We start from the raw sequence: 17,161 nt of genomic DNA on the forward strand, positions 1-17,161 counted from the left end.
TATTTTGGATTTGGATGGTTTACTACTGCCCAACCATTATAAAGGCTTTTTTTATGCACGGATAATATTACAGAAAATTCAGTTTTTAAAAATTACGTTGAATTATTTTAATGCGACGCTAGTGAAAGTCTTTATAAAGGAAAAAGCCTATGACTAGTGCTGGCACAACAACATATAAGGCGACTGTCCAATCGACGATGCTTGCCAGTAGTTTATAATTGTTGGAGCGCTCTAATTTTCTTCGTTGTCGCAATAAACTACTCATGGTGATTTTCCTCAAGCAGGGTGTCGAAAATATCAAGTAGAGATGCTTTGTCCTGGTTCACCGCTAAGCGTAACGATTCGAGTGTACCTTGCTGTAAAATTCGGCCATCATCAATCAAGATGAAACGATCACATATTTTTTCTGCTGTATCGAGTGCATGTGTACTCATTAAAATGGCGGCACCTTGCGCTTTTAATTCTTCTAAAATCGTTAAGAGCTTACGCATTGCCTGTGGATCAAGTCCCATAAATGGTTCATCTAAAATATAAGTAGAATGCTTGTCGAGAAATGCTAAAATAAGCATCACTTTTTGCTGCATACCTTTGGAAAATGTTGTTGGATAATCGTGTAGTTTATGGTCCAAATGAAAAATTTTCAGTAATTCATTCGCACGATTTGTTAAAGAATTTTCCTTACCAGCTACACGCATGTAAAAATCGATATGCTCCCACAATGTGAAATACTCATACAAAATTGGTCTTTCTGGTACGTAGCCATAAGTTCCTATTGTCACTTGACCATCGACTATTGGTAATACACCCATCATTGCTTGTAAGGTTGTACTTTTGCCTGCCCCATTAGAACCGATTAACCCAACAAGCTCACCACTATTTACTTGAAATTGAATGTTTGAAATAATGGCTTCATTTTCTATATAGCCACCTTTATGTATGTTAATATCTATTGTCATTCACTTCCTCTCTTTATTAATTTACGAATTTAAGTGGGAAATGTTTCAAGTTTTGAGGCTTTTATCGTTTAGAAGATGAGTTTACTGATAGAGGAATGAGGGAATTTAATAATGTTCAAAGGATCGTCTTTGCAATAGCCCACCTACTTAATCTAGATGGGCTATTGCATTTAATATGTCTTCACTTACTGCATTCCAAAATTGTTGCTGTACAGAATCGCAATACACATATAGCTCTTTATTTTGGACATGCTCATATAGCTCAGAAATCGCTTCTTTCTGAAAATGGAGTCGATGATTTAATGCTTCTCGTTCTTCCTCCATACAAAACGATTTATATATATCTGCGAGACGTTCAAGCCTTGCTAATTTTTGTTTCGTTCCTTCGTATTGTGTTTGGTGAAATCGTCCTACTGCTGTAGTCATAGAGATTTTTGCCCGATGCTCGGTATTTAACGTTCGTAATTCTTCCTGACGAATAGCCACACGATACCAAAATTCATAGCGAATAGGTAAGTCTTTTAGCTCGTATGTGAGCAAGGATTTTAAAATAAAACTAACATGTTCATAAGAGTCTATAGTCTTTTCTGATTCTTTAAAAATACCAAACATATAGCCACCCCCGTTTAGTTTAATACTACGAATGAAGAGTAAAACCCTTTAAAATTCCTGTAATATTCAGAAAAGTGATGAAACAATAAAATTCTCTGGGTATTAATAGAAATTCAGCTAAAATACAAGCTTAAAAGTTGATAAAGGGTTAGTGTGATTATAAAAAAAATCTTGCTACATTTACTTATGTAACAAGACTTTAAAAGTTGCATTATAAAATTAAATTGAGTTTATGTTTTGAGGTTTAGTTTTTTTTATTATTCCCACTAATAACAAAATCCATAGTAAACTATTTCCAACAGAATGGGTTACAAAAGAGGCCCATGTTGAATTAGTAAACTGGGCGATCCATGGAGCAATAAGCATGCTAGGAAGCATATTGATAAAATGCCACTTCAGACAAGCATGAACAACCCATGCCCAAAGTAATCCATTCACCACCCAAGCCCAATTCCCGAAAATCTCTTGTTGGATAGGGAGGAAAAAACCTCTCCACATTATTTCTTCACTAAGCATAGCAAAAAGGTGTAATGGAATAAATATGGTTAACATTTTCCAATTCCCATAAAGCGTGACACCAAAAAATTCTGATGGAGGTATTTCCATTCTTTTTAATGGATTAAATGGTGCAGGAAGATAACTTGGTGGGGCAAGTATTGGAAATCTCGCAAAAAACTTTCCTAAAGGTTCGAGAAGTTGGTCAAAGATTACTGTAAAAATAACAGTTCCCACAACCCAGTACCAATCATTTTCTGTTAAAGGATTGAAACGAAATCTTTCCAAAATATTTTGCCATGTCCAAGTATTTCCCTCTAAATGATACAGTAGTAATGATACTGGAAATAAACTCATTACAGGAAACCATAGAAAGAACCAAAAAGCATACATTAATGGTACTCCCTTTTTAACTAAAAGAGGTGTCCCATAGTAAACACCATAGTATACTAACGAACCTGTTAAGCCGAAAATGAGTAACTGCACCAGATAGGACATTAGAAGACTCCTTCTATATAATGGATATAATTACAAATAACATATAAACATAAATTATTATATTTTTCTATATATTTTTTGTCTTAGTTACATCTAGTCTGCACTAAAGTTTCATAGGGCGCTACGTTAGAATAGCCTTCTGGACAAAGATGATTATTAACATACCTGTGAAAATATACATTAACCAGCACTAGATTTTGCCACATGGTAAGAATCTAGTGTTTTTTATTGATGAAAAAAGCGTATAAATTATCACAAAATTCTCTATCTTTTGCATAGAAAGGGGCTGTTTTTGAAGAAATATGGAAATAGCATTTACAAAATAAAATTAAATGTGTTAACTTAAAAAATGTAAACAGTTAACTTAAAAAGAGGGGGAGGTTAACGATGCAACATTTTTGGGTTGTTGGAACGGATACAGATGTCGGTAAAACGGTTATCACTACATTACTGATGCGACAGTTACAAAAGCATGATTTACAAGTCACGCCTTATAAGCCCGTGCAAACTGGCGAAATTAATGACAATGGGCATTGCTATTACTACGATACAGCAATGTATGAAAAGTATTCATTACAAAGACTAAAGCAAGAAAATTTAAGCGGCTATTCGTTTAAGGAAGCCGCATCACCACATTTTGCTGCACAACTGGAGGGTCAGCAAATAAATGTGGAGCATTTATTACAGCAAATGCAGTTGTTACAGCAAACATACGATGTCGTGATTTGTGAAGGAGCAGGAGGGCTGTTTGTCCCGTTAGATACATATGGAGAAAATACGCTTCTTGATGTCATCGTTCAAAGTAAGCTTCCAGTTGTTCTTGTCACACGAACAACACTGGGAACGATTAACCATACATTGCTTACACTTGAGGCATTACATGCTCGTAATGTTGAGGTTCTTGGCATTGTATTTAATGGAGACACAGGTAGTCAGATGGAACAAGATAATGTGAATACAATTCTACAACATCATGATTTGCCATATGCGACGATCCCAAAGCTTGGGGATATTTCACAGATTGTTGACTACTCTATTTCACACACTTCTTTGTTTGAAAGGTTGGTCAAATATGAAACAAGCATTAACTGAATTGCAGACGAGAGATTTACAGCATGTTTGGCATCCTTGCTCACAAATGAAGGACTATGAGCAATTTCCGCCAATTGTTATTAAAAAAGGACAAGGTGTATGGCTTTACGATGAAAATGATAATCGCTATTTAGACGCCGTATCTTCCTGGTGGGTCAATTTATTTGGACATGCGAATCCGCGTATCAGTCAAGCATTAAGTGATCAAGCGTTTACATTAGAGCATACAATCTTTGCGAATTTTTCACATGAACCTGCCATTAAGGTGGCAGAAAAATTAGTTGCCTTAACGCCAGACGGTTTAAATAAAGTATTTTTTGCAGATAACGGCTCGTCTGCAATAGAAGTCGCATTAAAAATGAGTTTTCAATATCATATGCAGACGGGAAAAACGACGAAAAAGCGATTTTTAGCTTTAACGGATGCTTATCACGGTGAAACACTTGGTGCCTTATCTGTTGGAGGAGTTGGGCTGTATAACGAAGTGTATCAGCCACTTTTATTGGATACATTACGTGCACAAGGACCGGATTGCTTCCGATGTCCTTTTCAAGAGAATCCTGGAAGCTGTCAAGCCCAATGTATACAGTTTGTTGAAGAGGAGCTTAGTCAGCACCATGAAGAAATTACAGCTATTATTATTGAGCCACTCATTCAAGCAGCTGCAGGCATGAAAATGTATCCACCAATATATTTGAAGCGATTAAGAGAGCTATGTACAAAATACGATGTACACTTTATCGCAGATGAAATTGCAGTTGGGTTTGGACGAACAGGTACATTATTTGCCTGCGAGCAAGCCGGTATTGCCCCAGATTTTATGTGCTTATCAAAAGGTTTAACGGGTGGTTATTTGCCACTATCTGCAGTTTTAACGACTGATGATGTATACAACGCTTTTTATGATGATTACGGTACAATGAAAGCGTTTTTACACTCCCATAGCTATTCCGGTAATACACTCGCTTGTCGTGTAGCCCTAGAAGTTCTGACAATGTTTGAAGAGGACCGTGTGATCGATATGATACAAAACAAGGGTGAACGTATGCGAAAGCTAGCTATGAATGCATTTGGAGAGTTGCCGTTTGTTGGTGAATATCGACAAGTAGGACTAGTTGGCGCAATTGAATTAGTCGCTAATCGTGAAACAAAGGAGCCACTACCAAGTGAGGAACGAATCGGTTATCAAATCTATAAACGTGCCTTAGCAAAGGGCTTATTGATTCGTCCTCTCGGCAATATATTATATTTCATGCCTCCGTACGTCATATCTGATAATGAAATGAGCTTTATGATTGATACAACAAAAGAGACGATCATGCAATTTTTTGAGGAGCGGGAGGGAATAAGTTGTTCAAACGACAATCAACACTGTCACTTGTGATGATTGCGATGTTTGCTGCTTTAACCGCAATCGGGGCATTTATTAAAATACCGCTACCAGTAGTGCCTTTTACATTACAAATAGTTTTTGTATTTTTAGCAGGCAGTTTGCTCGGCAGCCGCAATGGATTGCAAAGCCAGCTCGTCTATATAGGCGTTGGTTTAGTTGGTTTGCCAGTTTTTACACAAGGCGGGGGCATCACCTATGTATTGCAACCAACATTTGGCTTCCTTATCGGCTTTGCACTGGCCGCTTTAGTAATTGGTTTCATGATTGAAAAAGTGGATACGCCAACGAAAAAACATTTTATCGGTGCAAATATTGTCGGGCTTTTTATTATTTATGCGGTAGCAGTTCCATATTTATATGTGTCATTGAATTTTTGGTTACATATGAAAACGAGCTGGTCACATATTTTCGTAGTTGGCTTTTTAAACAGTATTGTTGCAGATTTTTGTTTAGCGATCGCTTCTGCATTTTTGGCCGAACGACTTTACAAAGTATTTAATTCAGCAAGGTCAATAACTTCTTTCAGCGGCAATCTCCCACCTCTATAGATGTGAGAGGAATGCAGATTTAAGTTATTTTCAGCAGATATCAAACATCAGCTGATATAGCCTCAGGAAGATTTCACGCAATTATGCCGAGGCATAGTTGATAAATTATACAAGTAGAGAGGGAGAATGTTTAAATGAATTGGTTACAGTTAGCAGATGAAGTTATTGCAGGGAAAATCATTAGCAATGAGGAGGCTCTTGCTATTTTAAATAGTGATGATGATGAGTTATTAAAGGTGATGGACGGTGCCTTTGCTATTCGTAAGCATTACTATGGGAAAAAAGTAAAATTAAATATGATTATGAATGCTAAGAGCGGTTATTGTCCAGAGGATTGTGGCTATTGTTCACAGTCATCTAAATCAACAGCACCGATTGAAAAATATCCATTCATTACGAAAGAGGAAATTTTAGCAGGGGCAAAACGAGCATTTGACAATAAAATTGGCACTTATTGCATCGTAGCAAGTGGTCGTGGGCCAACTCGAAAGGATGTCAATGTTGTAAGTGAAGCTGTTACAGAAATTAAAGAGAAGTATGGCTTAAAAGTATGTGCCTGTCTTGGCTTATTAAAAGAAGAACAGGCACAGCAATTAAAAGAGGCGGGGGTGGATCGTTACAATCATAACTTAAATACATCTGAACGACATCACTCCTATATTACTACGTCCCATACGTATGAAGATCGTGTTAATACGGTTGAAATTGCGAAAAAGCATGGAATATCACCTTGCTCAGGTGCCATTATTGGTATGAAGGAAACAAAAGAGGATGTCGTGAATATTGCGCGTGCACTTCATCAATTAGACGCGGATTCCATTCCGGTTAACTTTTTAAATGCGATTGATGGCACGAAACTAGAAGGGACGAAGGAATTAAATCCACGCTATTGTTTAAAGGTTTTAGCGTTGTTCCGTTTTATTAATCCAACAAAGGAAATTCGTATTTCTGGTGGTCGTGAAGTCAATCTTGGGTCACTTCAGCCACTAGGCTTATATGCAGCAAACAGTATCTTTGTTGGGGATTATTTAACAACTGAAGGACAAGAAGCAAACAGTGATTATCGTATGCTTGAGGATTTAGGCTTTGAAATTGAATTATCGAAAAAGCAAGAAGCAGCATTCTGCTAAATAAAAACTTATCCCGCATTAACGGGCAGAAATGAACTGCCCATAAAAGCCAGATTGGTGAAGACTAATAATCAGTGGGGGATAAAGAAACCCCACTGATTAAAGTTTCACTTTATGAAATAAAATCTACTACTACTACTTAATTATCATCGAAATTGGAAAGCCGTATGTGCGTCGTGGAAAAGGCGTACATACGGCTTTTTCTGTTGGATTGATAAAATCGTAGAAACGCTCAGGCAGGCAAGAAAAGTGCTCGGGTTCGTCGAGGAAATGCTCAGGTACAAAGAAAACTGCTCAGATCCGTCGAAAACCCACGATTGGCATATAAGAGATGAAAAGTGATGGATGCTAAAACGAAAAGAACTGTTTTTATGCCTAGAAAAATTCGGTTTTCACAAATTGTTCAATGAAAGCGTTTTGAAATTGAACAGTTTGTGAAGGGCTTCACATAATACTTTATTTTTGAAAAAATCGGCGTAAAATAAGAATCAAGTAAGGGATTGTTATAAAACAGTTAGAAAAAAGTATCACGGTTTTAAGTGGTTGTTATATTACAAAAACAAATTGGAAGGGAGAAATTATGATGTGGGTTATTACAGTTTTTGATAAAAAGGACGTTCGAATTTTTGAGTATACAAATAAAGATGAGGCGACACAGGCTTTAGCGAAATTTAAGAAAAATGCAGTTTTAACGTATACAAAATAATTTTAGATTAAGGTAAAGCAACCCTTTTCGACGCCAGAGCGCACGAAGCGGGTTGCTTTTTACGTTGCACAGATTATCTTTTTAATGAACGAGAATTGAAATCGTACTATTCACTAATAAAAGAGCCATCGCGATATTAAATGATTGACGATATTGTAGTAGAATTTTTTGAAAAACTGAACCAATTAGGCTCAGCCGATTATGGAGATGATTCATAATAATGTAGTTTAAAATAATAGTAATTACCTATAATCATCGTCATGTTTTACGTTCTGTGATAATAATTTTAAAGTTGCCTCATGTAAACTGTCCGCATTTAACGGATTGTATGTGTCCATCGATAAATCAATAGGTTTTTCTTTTAAATAAGGGTTAAGTCTTTGATGAAATATTTCGAGACAAGTTGTCATTTATCTGTTGAGAAAGAAGTTAAATATTTCACAATCATGCTATTTGCTAGAATGATTTATGATGTAGCAGAATTATCTATTGTTGAAAAAACTACTTTATCAAAACAACAAATCATCGACCAAATGACAGTGATGTTTAATCAAATTTAAGGTTATTGCTGAATCTTTATCGACATGATGAGAAATAAGAAAAGATGGTGTGAAAATTTCACACCATCTCTTATCAATAACTTTGTTTGTTATTAAACGACTTTATAAAATGCTGCCTAAGCGTTTGATACCTTCTCGGATGACTTCAGGTGTTGCATTCGTATAATTTAGGCGCATTGTATTAACATCAGTTTTTGATGTATAGAATGGATCGCCAGGTACGAAGGCTACTTTTTGGTCCATCGCTTTATGGAAGATATCTACTGCCGAAGCGCCGTTGTTCATTGTAGCCCAAATGAACATTCCACCTTCAGGTCGTGTGTAGTCCACATGTGCTGGGAAAAACTCCTCCATCGCATTAAGCATGGCATCTGCTTGATTTTTATATAACGCTATAATTTTCTGAACGTGTTCCATATAGTCATTGTTTGCTAGATAATCATAAATAACATATTGAGAGAAAATGTTTGTGTGTAAGTCAGTTGCTTGCTTCGCTGTCTCGATATGCTGCAATAATTCTTTATTCTTTGTAATGATAAAGCCAAGACGCATTCCTGGTGTAACTGTTTTAGAGAAAGAACCTAGCAAAATACTATTTTCTAATTTACCAGCACCGATGTATGGTAGTGGCTCACCTTGGAAGCGTAATTCTCCATATGGATCATCTTCAATTAACGCTACATCATCATATTTTGCCATGATTTCGCAAATTTGTTGGCGTTTTTCTTTAGAATACGTAAGACCTGTTGGGTTTTGGAAATTTGGAACTGTATACACGAATTTTACATTTGGTTGTTGTAGTGCATTCTCTAACTCTTCTAAGTTTAATCCATCATTCTCAAGTGTTACACCATAGAAAGTTGGCTCACTTAATGTGAAAGCTTGAATAGCACCTAAGTAACCAGGCTCCTCGATAACGATACCATCACCTTTGTTAATCAATACTTTCGCAATTAATTCAAGAGCTTGCTGTGATCCTGTTGTAATAAATACATCATCAGCATGGATATCTAGTCCGTGCACACGTTGGTATTTTGCGGCAATGTACTCACGTAATGGTGCATACCCTTGTGTAGAAGAGTATTGGAATAGACGACTACCATTTTCCGTAATGGCATGGTTCGCAGATGCCTTTAACGCTTCGATTGGGAAAGAGATTGGATTCGGAAGTCCTCCTGCAAAAGAAATGACATCCTCAGATTCAGTTACTTTCAAAATATTTCGGATGAATGAGGACGGGGTATTTAAAATCTTTTCTGAAAATTGCATAATTTTTCATTCCTTTTTTCTGATTTTTTAAAAATTATATCATTGCCATCATATGCATACAATATTATCATTGTATGCAAGACAATTAAATATTGTATGCAAAAACTTAGAGAGAAGGAGCTTAGCTTAGAATATGCCAGTTAATTCGTTTGAAGAATATCCAATGAGTTGGAAACCGGACATTAGTAAAAGTTCGGCTCCATTATATATAGCAATAGCTGAACAGCTGGAACAAGATATCAAAGATGGAAAATTATCTTCGGGCACCAAGCTACCTCCTCAGCGTGAGTTAGCCGATTTTTTAGATGTTAATTTAAGCACGATCACGAGGGCTTTTAAACTTTGTGGCCAGAAGGGGCTTATTTATGCTTCTATCGGAAATGGTACATTCGTTTCATCTGATGCAGCGACAAATAAAATGTTATTACCAACAAATAATTCTTCTCAGATGATCGAAATGGGCTCTGTAATCCCAGAAAATCATGCTAATGAAGATATTACACGTTATATGAAAAAGATGATGAATGATCCTAATTTTAGTAAATTATTTCAGTATGGAAGGCCTGAAGGGACTGCGTGGCAAACGGAGGCAGCAATGAAGCTTTTGGAAAAGGTTAACTTTCAAACGGATCAACCTGTATTGCTTGGAGCGGGGGGACAAAATGCCATTGTTGGAACGTTAGCTGCTTTGTTTCAACCAGGAGATCGAATCGGTACAGATCCCATTACATATGCAGGTATAAAAACAGCTGCAAATATGCTTGGTATCCAACTTGTAGCGATCCAACAAAGAAACGGTGAAATGACAAGAGAGGGATTATTATACGCTTGTAAAAATGAGCATATAAAAGGTCTTTATGTTATTCCTGATTTTCATAATCCAACTACCCATACAATGTCGGTGGAAACAAGAAAAATGATTGCGGATGTTGCGAGGCGGAAAGACTTAATCGTCATTGAGGATGCGATTTATAGTTTTCTTAAGGAGAAGCCGCTTGCACCAATAGCGTCCTATGCTCCTGAAAAGGTTATTTATATTGCTAGTGTCTCAAAAACCATCTCACCTGGCTTACGACTATCCTATATCGTTACACCGCCAGCTCTACGAAAAAAAATAATGGAAACACTGTATAATATAAATATTTCAGTGTCTCTCATGATGGTGGAGCTTACAGCAAGGATGATTCACGATGGCGTTGCACAAACAATTTTAGAGAAACACCGCTTGTATGCAAAGCAACAAAATGCCCTAGTCGATCAATATTTAGGGGAATATAACATTATAGGAGAAGAAGAATGTATTTTCAGATGGCTTATACTCCCCGAAAAATTCACCAGTGTTCAGTTTGAATTGCTAGCAGCAAAAGCTGGTGTGCAAGTGTATGCAGCTGAACGTTTTGCCGTAGGAAATGCGAAGCTAGTTAATGCAGTTCGTTTGGCCATCACTGCACCTGAAAATCAGCTCGAACAAGCACTTATTATTTTGAAGGATTTACTTGAAAGTGATGGAGATTATACATTTGTTGATTAATGTAAGGAAAGCTTATAATAAAAGTATGTAAAGAAAAGTGGCGATTCAATAGCGCATAAAGGACGTATAAATGAATAGTTTTCATGCGTCAATGAGCAGGCGCATGACCCTAGTCTAAAGGGGAAGCCAAAGTAAATGAGGAGATAGAATATGAATAAAGGAAGAATCATTTTACATATCGACCTTAATTGCTTTTATGCCTCTGTTGAACAAATTTATGATCCCTCATTAAAAGGGAAACCAGTAGCCATCGCAGGTAATCCTAAAGAGCGTAGAGGTATTATTATTACGTGTAGCTACGAAGCAAGAGCAAGTGGGGTTTATACAACTATGAATGTCGGGGAGGCACGACGAAAGTGCCCGGAGCTAATTATATTACCTCCTAATTTTGAACGATATAGAGCTGCCTCCAAGTCTTTTTTTAATTTGCTAAAAGAGTATAGTGACATTCTCCAACCAGTTTCAATCGATGAAGGATATTTACAACTTCCTATAGTTGAAGGCCAAAATGTCTTGCAACATATACAAAACATGCAAAATAGAATCTGGAACGAACTGCAACTCCCTTGTTCAATCGGCATTGCACCAAATAAATTTTTGGCGAAAATGGCAAGTGATATGAAAAAACCAATGGGTATTACAATACTCCGTAAACGTGATGTTCCTGCAGTATTGTGGCCGATGAATGTAATTGAGATGCATGGGGTTGGCAAAAGTACAGCAGAGAAATTGGGGAATTTAGGTATCCGAACAATTGGAGAACTAGCTAAAGCGGATGAATATGTATTAAAGCAAAACTTCGGCATTAATGGTCTACGTATGAAGCAAAAGGCAAATGGTGAAGATGATAGGCCTGTTGATCCAGAAGCAATATATGATACGAAAAGTGTAGGGAATTCAACAACACTTTCTAGTGATACGACTGATAGAGATGAATTATATAAAGTAATCGTAACACTTTCTGAAAAGGTAGCGGAAAGATTAAAGGCTAAGAAACTTGCCGGGGTAACTGTAAGTATTATGATTCGTTCAGCTGACTGGGAAACATGTACACGAAGCAAGTCTATCAATAACGCGATTCATACAAAAGAGGATATAGTTGAACATGCCTGGTATTTATTTAATAAGCATTGGGATGAAGAACCTGTAAGATTATTGGGGGTTACCGTATCAAATGTCAGTGATATTAAAGAAACGACACAGCAACTAACGTTATTTAACTTTGAAGAGCATGTAAAAGATGAACCAATCATTAAAGTTGTTGATCAAATCGAGCAAAAGTTTGGAAAAGGAACAATTTTGCGAGGTTCCGATATTGCTAAACCAGTAGGGAGATATCAAGCAAATACGAGTTTTAGTAAGGACTTTTGGGACGAACATAAGTAGAAAGAAACTAATTTTAGTTCAATAAGAAATAATCCAACTTTAAAATCAAACAAAAAACCGTCATGTCGATCAATCTTTTTTCGAAATGACGGTTTTCTATTTGTATTTAGATTGAAAGCTGCTTTTTTAGGTAGAAATTTTATATATTTGTAAAGTGTTCATTTTCCTTTTGTTCATAGTTTTCACGGCGATTTTTGATTTTTTGTAATACACTGTCTAGAACATTCCGTTCAGACAACGTTTGATAAAGGACATTTTGTACCTCTGCGGCTTCCTTATTTTCTTCTTGGTTACTTAGAAATTCACTGTATGTTTCCATATATTCATGATAATCAATATTAGAAAGTGTCTTAGCAGCAATTTGGTTGTGCTTAGTTAAAGCAGACGTAAACTGTTTACGTGCCTCATCTGGTTGGGCAGGTATTATTTTGATTTTACCTCTTGAATCTGAGCCATCTGTGAGATCAAGGAATTGATAATCGAACGCCAATGGTTTAGCAAGAGCGATATGAGCGTGAAGAGCAACAGCATGATCACTAAGTTTTTCGGTTACCTCACGAAGGATATCGTTCCCTTTTTCAAAAAAACGGCTGCCGTCAAATGCAAGAATACGACCGACTTCTTCAGAGAAATAATCTTGAGCAAGGAATTCCTGATCGTACCCAGTAGGTGGTAAAACTCGTAGCCTTAAGTTGTTAGATACAATGTTATGGCCGTTTATTTGCAGGGCTACTTGAATGTTATAGAATCCTGGATCATCAATTAACCAGCCATTTTTCCCTACAGAAGCGAAAATAGTTTCATACAGGGATTCCCCAGGCATAATTACCTTGTTCTCTAAGTTCCTTAAATATTGAACATATGGTAGTAACCGACGCCCTTGTTTTCCATCTTTTTTAACAATGAAAGACATTCCATCTAAATCGGATAAAATATGTTTATTTATTAACTGTGGTTGATTTGAAGTATTAGTTAGCTTAATTTCAATAACTGTAGGTTCTAACCATTGGAATATAGGTGTTTTACGGTTAACTCTCAATTCAAGATTAAAAGAAGGGTGAATAGAAATAATCGGTTGTTCAAAACCATGGTCAACAGCCCAGTCAGCATTACCCATTTGTACGAAGCGCTCAGGTGCGTGTCGCATAAACAAAAGTTCTTGATCACTAAAACGATACTCAAAGTTTTTAAAGAACGCCTGATTGTTGCTATCATATTTGTAGGGATAATTCATAAAGCTTAGAGCCTTTGGTTCTGGGGTAAGAGGGCGCTCCAACGGTTCCCAAGGATGACCTAGGTGTTTTTGCCAAGAGTGCAAGAGATTGAAAGCATGTCCCATCTCATGGCAAGCACACCAAAAACGATATCGCTGTACCCATGCTTCTGGGGAGGGGTCACCTTTAGGTGAATCTGAAATAAATGAATTATTAAAAATTGCCGTCCCTTGACGATGATTCGGTCCTATGCTATCAAACATAATACCGCCCAAACCATGGCCTTCTTCCGCTTCCGAATTAGCAAAGAATGTCCACATGGACCATTGGGGCTTATTATCAAAGTGTGACCAATATACTTGCATGGCATCATGCATCTCTTGAGTGTTCCACTTTTTATCAGTTCCTGTATAGTCTTTGGAAACAGTATTATTACCTTCTGATATTTTCACATCAAACCCAGTGCGTTTAAAGACTTCTGCGATTGTTAAAGTTTCATCCGGCAATGACGCAGGTTTGTCTGGATGGGCGTGCGTTTGATAAGTTGTAACTGGCGTAGTACCTTCTTCAGCATCAAATTCAAATTCCACAGGGTGGAAGTAAGGAGATTGAAACTGGAAAGTTCTAGTTCTGTCTGTCTCTCCTCCGATTAGAAAAATGACTTCTGCAGTATGCTGTTCAGGTAATGAACCGCGAGTTACCTGTATTTTTACATTTGTATAAGGAAATGATTGTATGTCATCTAGGTATTTGTTTCGAATATTGCCTGTCCAAGTATTTGGACCATTCGCTGTTAATTTGGCAATCCAATGAATAGTAGAAGATAGGTTTGAAATAACAGTTCCGCTTGCTACCATTTGTGGGTAGAGTCCGTCTACGTCGAGACGAAGTTCCTCACTGATTTGCTGTTCGCTCCATGCATATAAACCACTAATTGGTGAGAGGGGAAATTCTCCTAAACTGGAAGGGTTAATGGCATTTAATAATTGTTTTGCTTCGTTCGTTTTGTTTTGATCCATCTGTATTACCTCCATGTTTATTATTTTTTTGTCTTTCTTCCTCAATCCCAAGTGCCACAATATTTCAAAAAATACAAAATGTGTGTTTCAAGTATTATATATGCAGTTGTAACTGTAAATATGACACAATACACACAATAAATAGTAAAATAAATGCAATGCGTAAAAATATCAGAATAAACTTTTATTTCCCGAGAAATACAAGACAATTGAAGATTGTGCAAAAAAGCTTCTATCTTTAATAGAAGAAAAAGCAAAAAATAAACATGTCATAGTAGTGGGATTTTCATTAGGGGCTCAAATTGCTATTCAAATGATTAGTCTAAAACCGCAATTAATAGATTTTGCTATCATCAACAGTGCTTTAGTGAAACCTTCCCCAACTGCAGAAAAATGGATAAGACCATTAATAAAATTAACTTTTCCCCTAATAAAAAATAAATCATTCGCAAAGCTTCAAGCTAAAACATTATATGTAGATCAAGAGTATTTTGAGCAATATTATCAAGATAGTTCAAAGATAAAATTAAATACCCTTATTAACATATTGCAAGAAAATATGTCTTTTGGAATTCCACACGATTTTTCGAAAGCTCAATGTAACATTTTAGTAACTGTTGGTGAAAAAGAGAAGGGCAACATGAAAAAATCTGCGATCCAACTTGTGAATAGCAATCCAAATTGTCAAGGTGTTGTGCTATCGAACATCGGCCACGGTGTCTCATTAGCGAACCCTGAGTTTTTTAACCGTTTTGTTGAAGAGTGGATTAAGGATGGGAAGTTACCAGAAGGGGAGGTTATCAATTAGTGCATCAATATTATAAATATGTGAATATTGATGAAGAAAAATGGTTGTATTCTATAATTATTCAGCTCAAATGTTGATGCTAGCACCGTGTCAAGGGGGGGAGTACTCTTGAATTGGAAGGAAGTTAGCAAGACAGATGATCTTTCTCGGGTACAGAAGGCGGTAGCAGAACTGGAAGTGAATGAACGGGACGAGCGAGGGAGAACGCAGCTAATGCTATTTTTGACTAATCGAATGCCTGTTCAGGCGATAGAGATATTGATCGAGCATGGAGCAAATCTTGAAGCACAGGATAAACTTGGAGATACCCCACTTAAATGAGAACTAAAAGCAATTTCAACCAAATTCAAATCATAAAACTACTTTGAAAAACAGGTTTTTAACGTTAGATATAATTCATATATAATAGTAAAAAGCTAATAGGAGTAGAAATCATTGGACAAACAAAATAGCAGATATAGATGGGTTGTATTTGTTTCTGTATTATTTACTTATTTGTTAATGGCGAGTCAACGAACCGCCCCAGGACTGATTACAGACCAATTGATGCGAGATTTTAATGTAACAGCATCAACGATTGGGTTATTGACGAGTATACAATTTTTTGTCTACACGAGTTTGCAAATTCCGATGGGGATTTTAGCTGATCGATTTGGGCCAAATTTGTTTCTAATTATTGGCGCTACTCTTACAGGTTTAGGGACAATTATTTATAGTATGGGTACACATGAATTCGTCCTGTTTTTTGCCAGAATACTAACTGGGGTAGGAGATGCGACCATATGGGTTAACATGGTGCTAATTTTGGCTCAATGGTTTCAACCAAAGGAATTTGTTCGATTAATTGGCCTGGCGGGCATGACAGGAAGTCTTGGTTTCTTATTGGCGACAGTACCTTTCTCCACATGGATACTTTTATTTGGTTGGAGAGTAATATTTTTCTCATTAGGACTACTATTATGTTTATGTGGCATTCTCCTTTATTTTGTACTTGTAAAAAAAACAAAACAAATTTTGGGGGACGAGCAAGTAGTTGATACAGCAGAAGTGCAACGTGAAAAAACATCCGTTTTACTACGAAGAATATTTTCAAATCCGCAAGCGTGGGCTCTATTCTTTTGCCATTTTGGGGTAGTCGGCGGTTATGTAGGGTTTATCAGTTCGTGGGCAGTACCATATGGGATGAATATGTATGAAATGACTCGTTCAGATACCAGCCAGCTGATTATGATCGGTCTTATCGGGGCACTTATTGGAGCACCTCTAGCTAGTTGGATTTCAAGTCGGTTAGAAACAATTAAAAGACCGTATATTGTCGTTCATATCATTGTTTTATTAGGGTGGTTTTCTTTCCTTTTATGTAATGGGCATCCTTCCTTTTTCTTTCTAATTATTATTTTCTTTATCATTGGCTTTGGATATGGGGCAAGTGCATTAACCTTTGCAGCTGTACGTCAATCTTTTAATATAGAAGAATCAGGAATTGTTTCAGGTATTGCGAATACGGGCGGCTTTCTAAGTGCTGTATTGCTACCCAGCATTTTTGGATATATATTGGATCATTTTCAAGCAACTTCAGGAAATCTATTTGATGGATACTACTATGGTTTCATCACGCCAGTTATCTTCTCCATCGTTGGTTTGATTGGAGTGATTTTACTGAAGGAAAAACGTCAGAGCGTAGGACAAAAAAAGAATATCCGCATTTTTAGCTAGCATAGTAATCGAGAGAATCAAAATAAGAATAACAAGCAGGGGTAAAGAGCATGGAAGCAAAGCAACCATTCTCTGCTCCTGTTTTTTATGCCTTTATCAACCTGATTTACAGGGTATAGGCTCATCACTAAAAGTTGTGGATGACATTTGTTAAACGTATACCTTGTATAGAGGTTGATTGGAGTGGGGGCTGGGCGACTCCTTGCGGCTCATCGGACGCCCCCAGGA

Annotated in this window: 16 protein-coding genes; 11 read left to right on the plus strand and 5 right to left on the minus strand. The window is 36.8% G+C overall.

The genetic code is table 11. From position 1 onward, the window contains the following. Positions 1–257: 257 nt before the first annotated feature. From ACYQ73_RS23160 to ACYQ73_RS23170, 3 genes are all read right to left on the minus strand, one after another. A complete protein-coding gene (locus ACYQ73_RS23160; protein ID WP_460014597.1) occupies positions 258–956 on the minus strand; it encodes an ABC transporter ATP-binding protein in 699 nt (232 codons plus the stop codon). A gap of 147 nt (positions 957–1,103) precedes the next feature. Beyond that, positions 1,104–1,568, minus strand: a complete 465-nt coding sequence (locus ACYQ73_RS23165; RefSeq protein ID WP_460014598.1) for a hypothetical protein — start codon at positions 1,566–1,568, stop codon at positions 1,104–1,106. Positions 1,569–1,787: 219 nt separating this feature from the next. Next, positions 1,788–2,561: a CPBP family glutamic-type intramembrane protease gene (locus ACYQ73_RS23170; RefSeq protein WP_460014599.1), complete on the minus strand. Its 774-nt coding sequence runs from the start codon at positions 2,559–2,561 to the stop codon at positions 1,788–1,790. 387 nt (positions 2,562–2,948) lie between these two features. Between ACYQ73_RS23170 and bioD the strand changes: the two genes are divergently transcribed. The 6 genes from bioD to ACYQ73_RS23200 all read left to right on the plus strand — a co-directional run bounded on the left by bioD (position 2,949) and on the right by ACYQ73_RS23200 (position 7,990). Continuing rightward, positions 2,949–3,653 carry a dethiobiotin synthase gene (gene bioD, locus ACYQ73_RS23175; RefSeq protein WP_460014600.1) on the plus strand — a complete coding sequence of 235 codons (705 nt, stop codon included), beginning with the start codon at positions 2,949–2,951 and terminating at the stop codon, positions 3,651–3,653. Next, on the plus strand, positions 3,634–5,037 hold the full coding sequence (gene bioA, locus ACYQ73_RS23180; RefSeq protein ID WP_460014601.1) for an adenosylmethionine--8-amino-7-oxononanoate transaminase: 1,404 nt from the start codon (positions 3,634–3,636) through the stop codon (positions 5,035–5,037). Before bioD ends, bioA begins: the two co-directional genes overlap by 20 nt. Beyond that, entirely contained in the window at positions 5,004–5,594 is a 591-nt protein-coding gene (locus ACYQ73_RS23185) for a biotin transporter BioY (RefSeq protein ID WP_460014602.1), read from the plus strand. The genes bioA and ACYQ73_RS23185 overlap by 34 nt, the downstream gene beginning before the upstream one ends. Before the next feature lie 134 nt (positions 5,595–5,728). Continuing rightward, entirely contained in the window at positions 5,729–6,724 is a 996-nt protein-coding gene (gene bioB, locus ACYQ73_RS23190) for a biotin synthase BioB (protein ID WP_460014603.1), read from the plus strand. A gap of 583 nt (positions 6,725–7,307) precedes the next feature. Next, positions 7,308–7,430: a hypothetical protein gene (locus tag ACYQ73_RS23195; RefSeq protein WP_255350007.1), complete on the plus strand. Its 123-nt coding sequence runs from the start codon at positions 7,308–7,310 to the stop codon at positions 7,428–7,430. Positions 7,431–7,813: 383 nt separating this feature from the next. Continuing rightward, positions 7,814–7,990 (plus strand): hypothetical protein, encoded by a 177-nt coding sequence (locus tag ACYQ73_RS23200; protein ID WP_460014604.1) that lies wholly within the window; start codon positions 7,814–7,816, stop codon positions 7,988–7,990. A 102-nt stretch (positions 7,991–8,092) separates the two neighbouring features. On the opposite strand, the gene ACYQ73_RS23205 is transcribed toward ACYQ73_RS23200, so the two are convergent. After that, positions 8,093–9,259 carry an aminotransferase-like domain-containing protein gene (locus tag ACYQ73_RS23205; RefSeq protein ID WP_460014605.1) on the minus strand — a complete coding sequence of 389 codons (1,167 nt, stop codon included), beginning with the start codon at positions 9,257–9,259 and terminating at the stop codon, positions 8,093–8,095. A 133-nt stretch (positions 9,260–9,392) separates the two neighbouring features. Between ACYQ73_RS23205 and ACYQ73_RS23210 the strand changes: the two genes are divergently transcribed. After that, on the plus strand, positions 9,393–10,790 hold the full coding sequence (locus ACYQ73_RS23210; RefSeq protein WP_460014606.1) for an aminotransferase-like domain-containing protein: 1,398 nt from the start codon (positions 9,393–9,395) through the stop codon (positions 10,788–10,790). 150 nt (positions 10,791–10,940) lie between these two features. Beyond that, complete coding sequence (locus ACYQ73_RS23215) at positions 10,941–12,176, plus strand: DNA polymerase IV (RefSeq protein WP_460014607.1); 1,236 nt, start codon at positions 10,941–10,943, stop codon at positions 12,174–12,176. Between the two features lie 139 nt (positions 12,177–12,315). Here the strand turns inward: ACYQ73_RS23215 and ACYQ73_RS23220 are convergent, their stop codons facing one another. Further along, on the minus strand, positions 12,316–14,409 hold the full coding sequence (locus ACYQ73_RS23220; protein ID WP_460014608.1) for a hypothetical protein: 2,094 nt from the start codon (positions 14,407–14,409) through the stop codon (positions 12,316–12,318). 208 nt (positions 14,410–14,617) lie between these two features. On the opposite strand from ACYQ73_RS23220, the gene ACYQ73_RS23225 reads away from it, so the two are divergent. From ACYQ73_RS23225 to ACYQ73_RS23235, 3 genes are all read left to right on the plus strand, one after another. Beyond that, entirely contained in the window at positions 14,618–15,217 is a 600-nt protein-coding gene (locus ACYQ73_RS23225; RefSeq protein WP_460014708.1) for an alpha/beta fold hydrolase, read from the plus strand. Positions 15,218–15,325: 108 nt separating this feature from the next. Then, the gene (locus ACYQ73_RS23230; RefSeq protein ID WP_460014609.1) at positions 15,326–15,538 is read left to right on the plus strand and encodes a hypothetical protein; all 213 of its coding nucleotides are present in this window, start codon (positions 15,326–15,328) and stop codon (positions 15,536–15,538) included. Positions 15,539–15,652: 114 nt separating this feature from the next. Beyond that, entirely contained in the window at positions 15,653–16,933 is a 1,281-nt protein-coding gene (locus ACYQ73_RS23235; RefSeq protein WP_460014610.1) for an MFS transporter, read from the plus strand. The last annotated feature ends 228 nt before the right edge of the window (positions 16,934–17,161 follow it).

This window comes from Lysinibacillus sp. CTST325, from assembly GCF_054665055.1.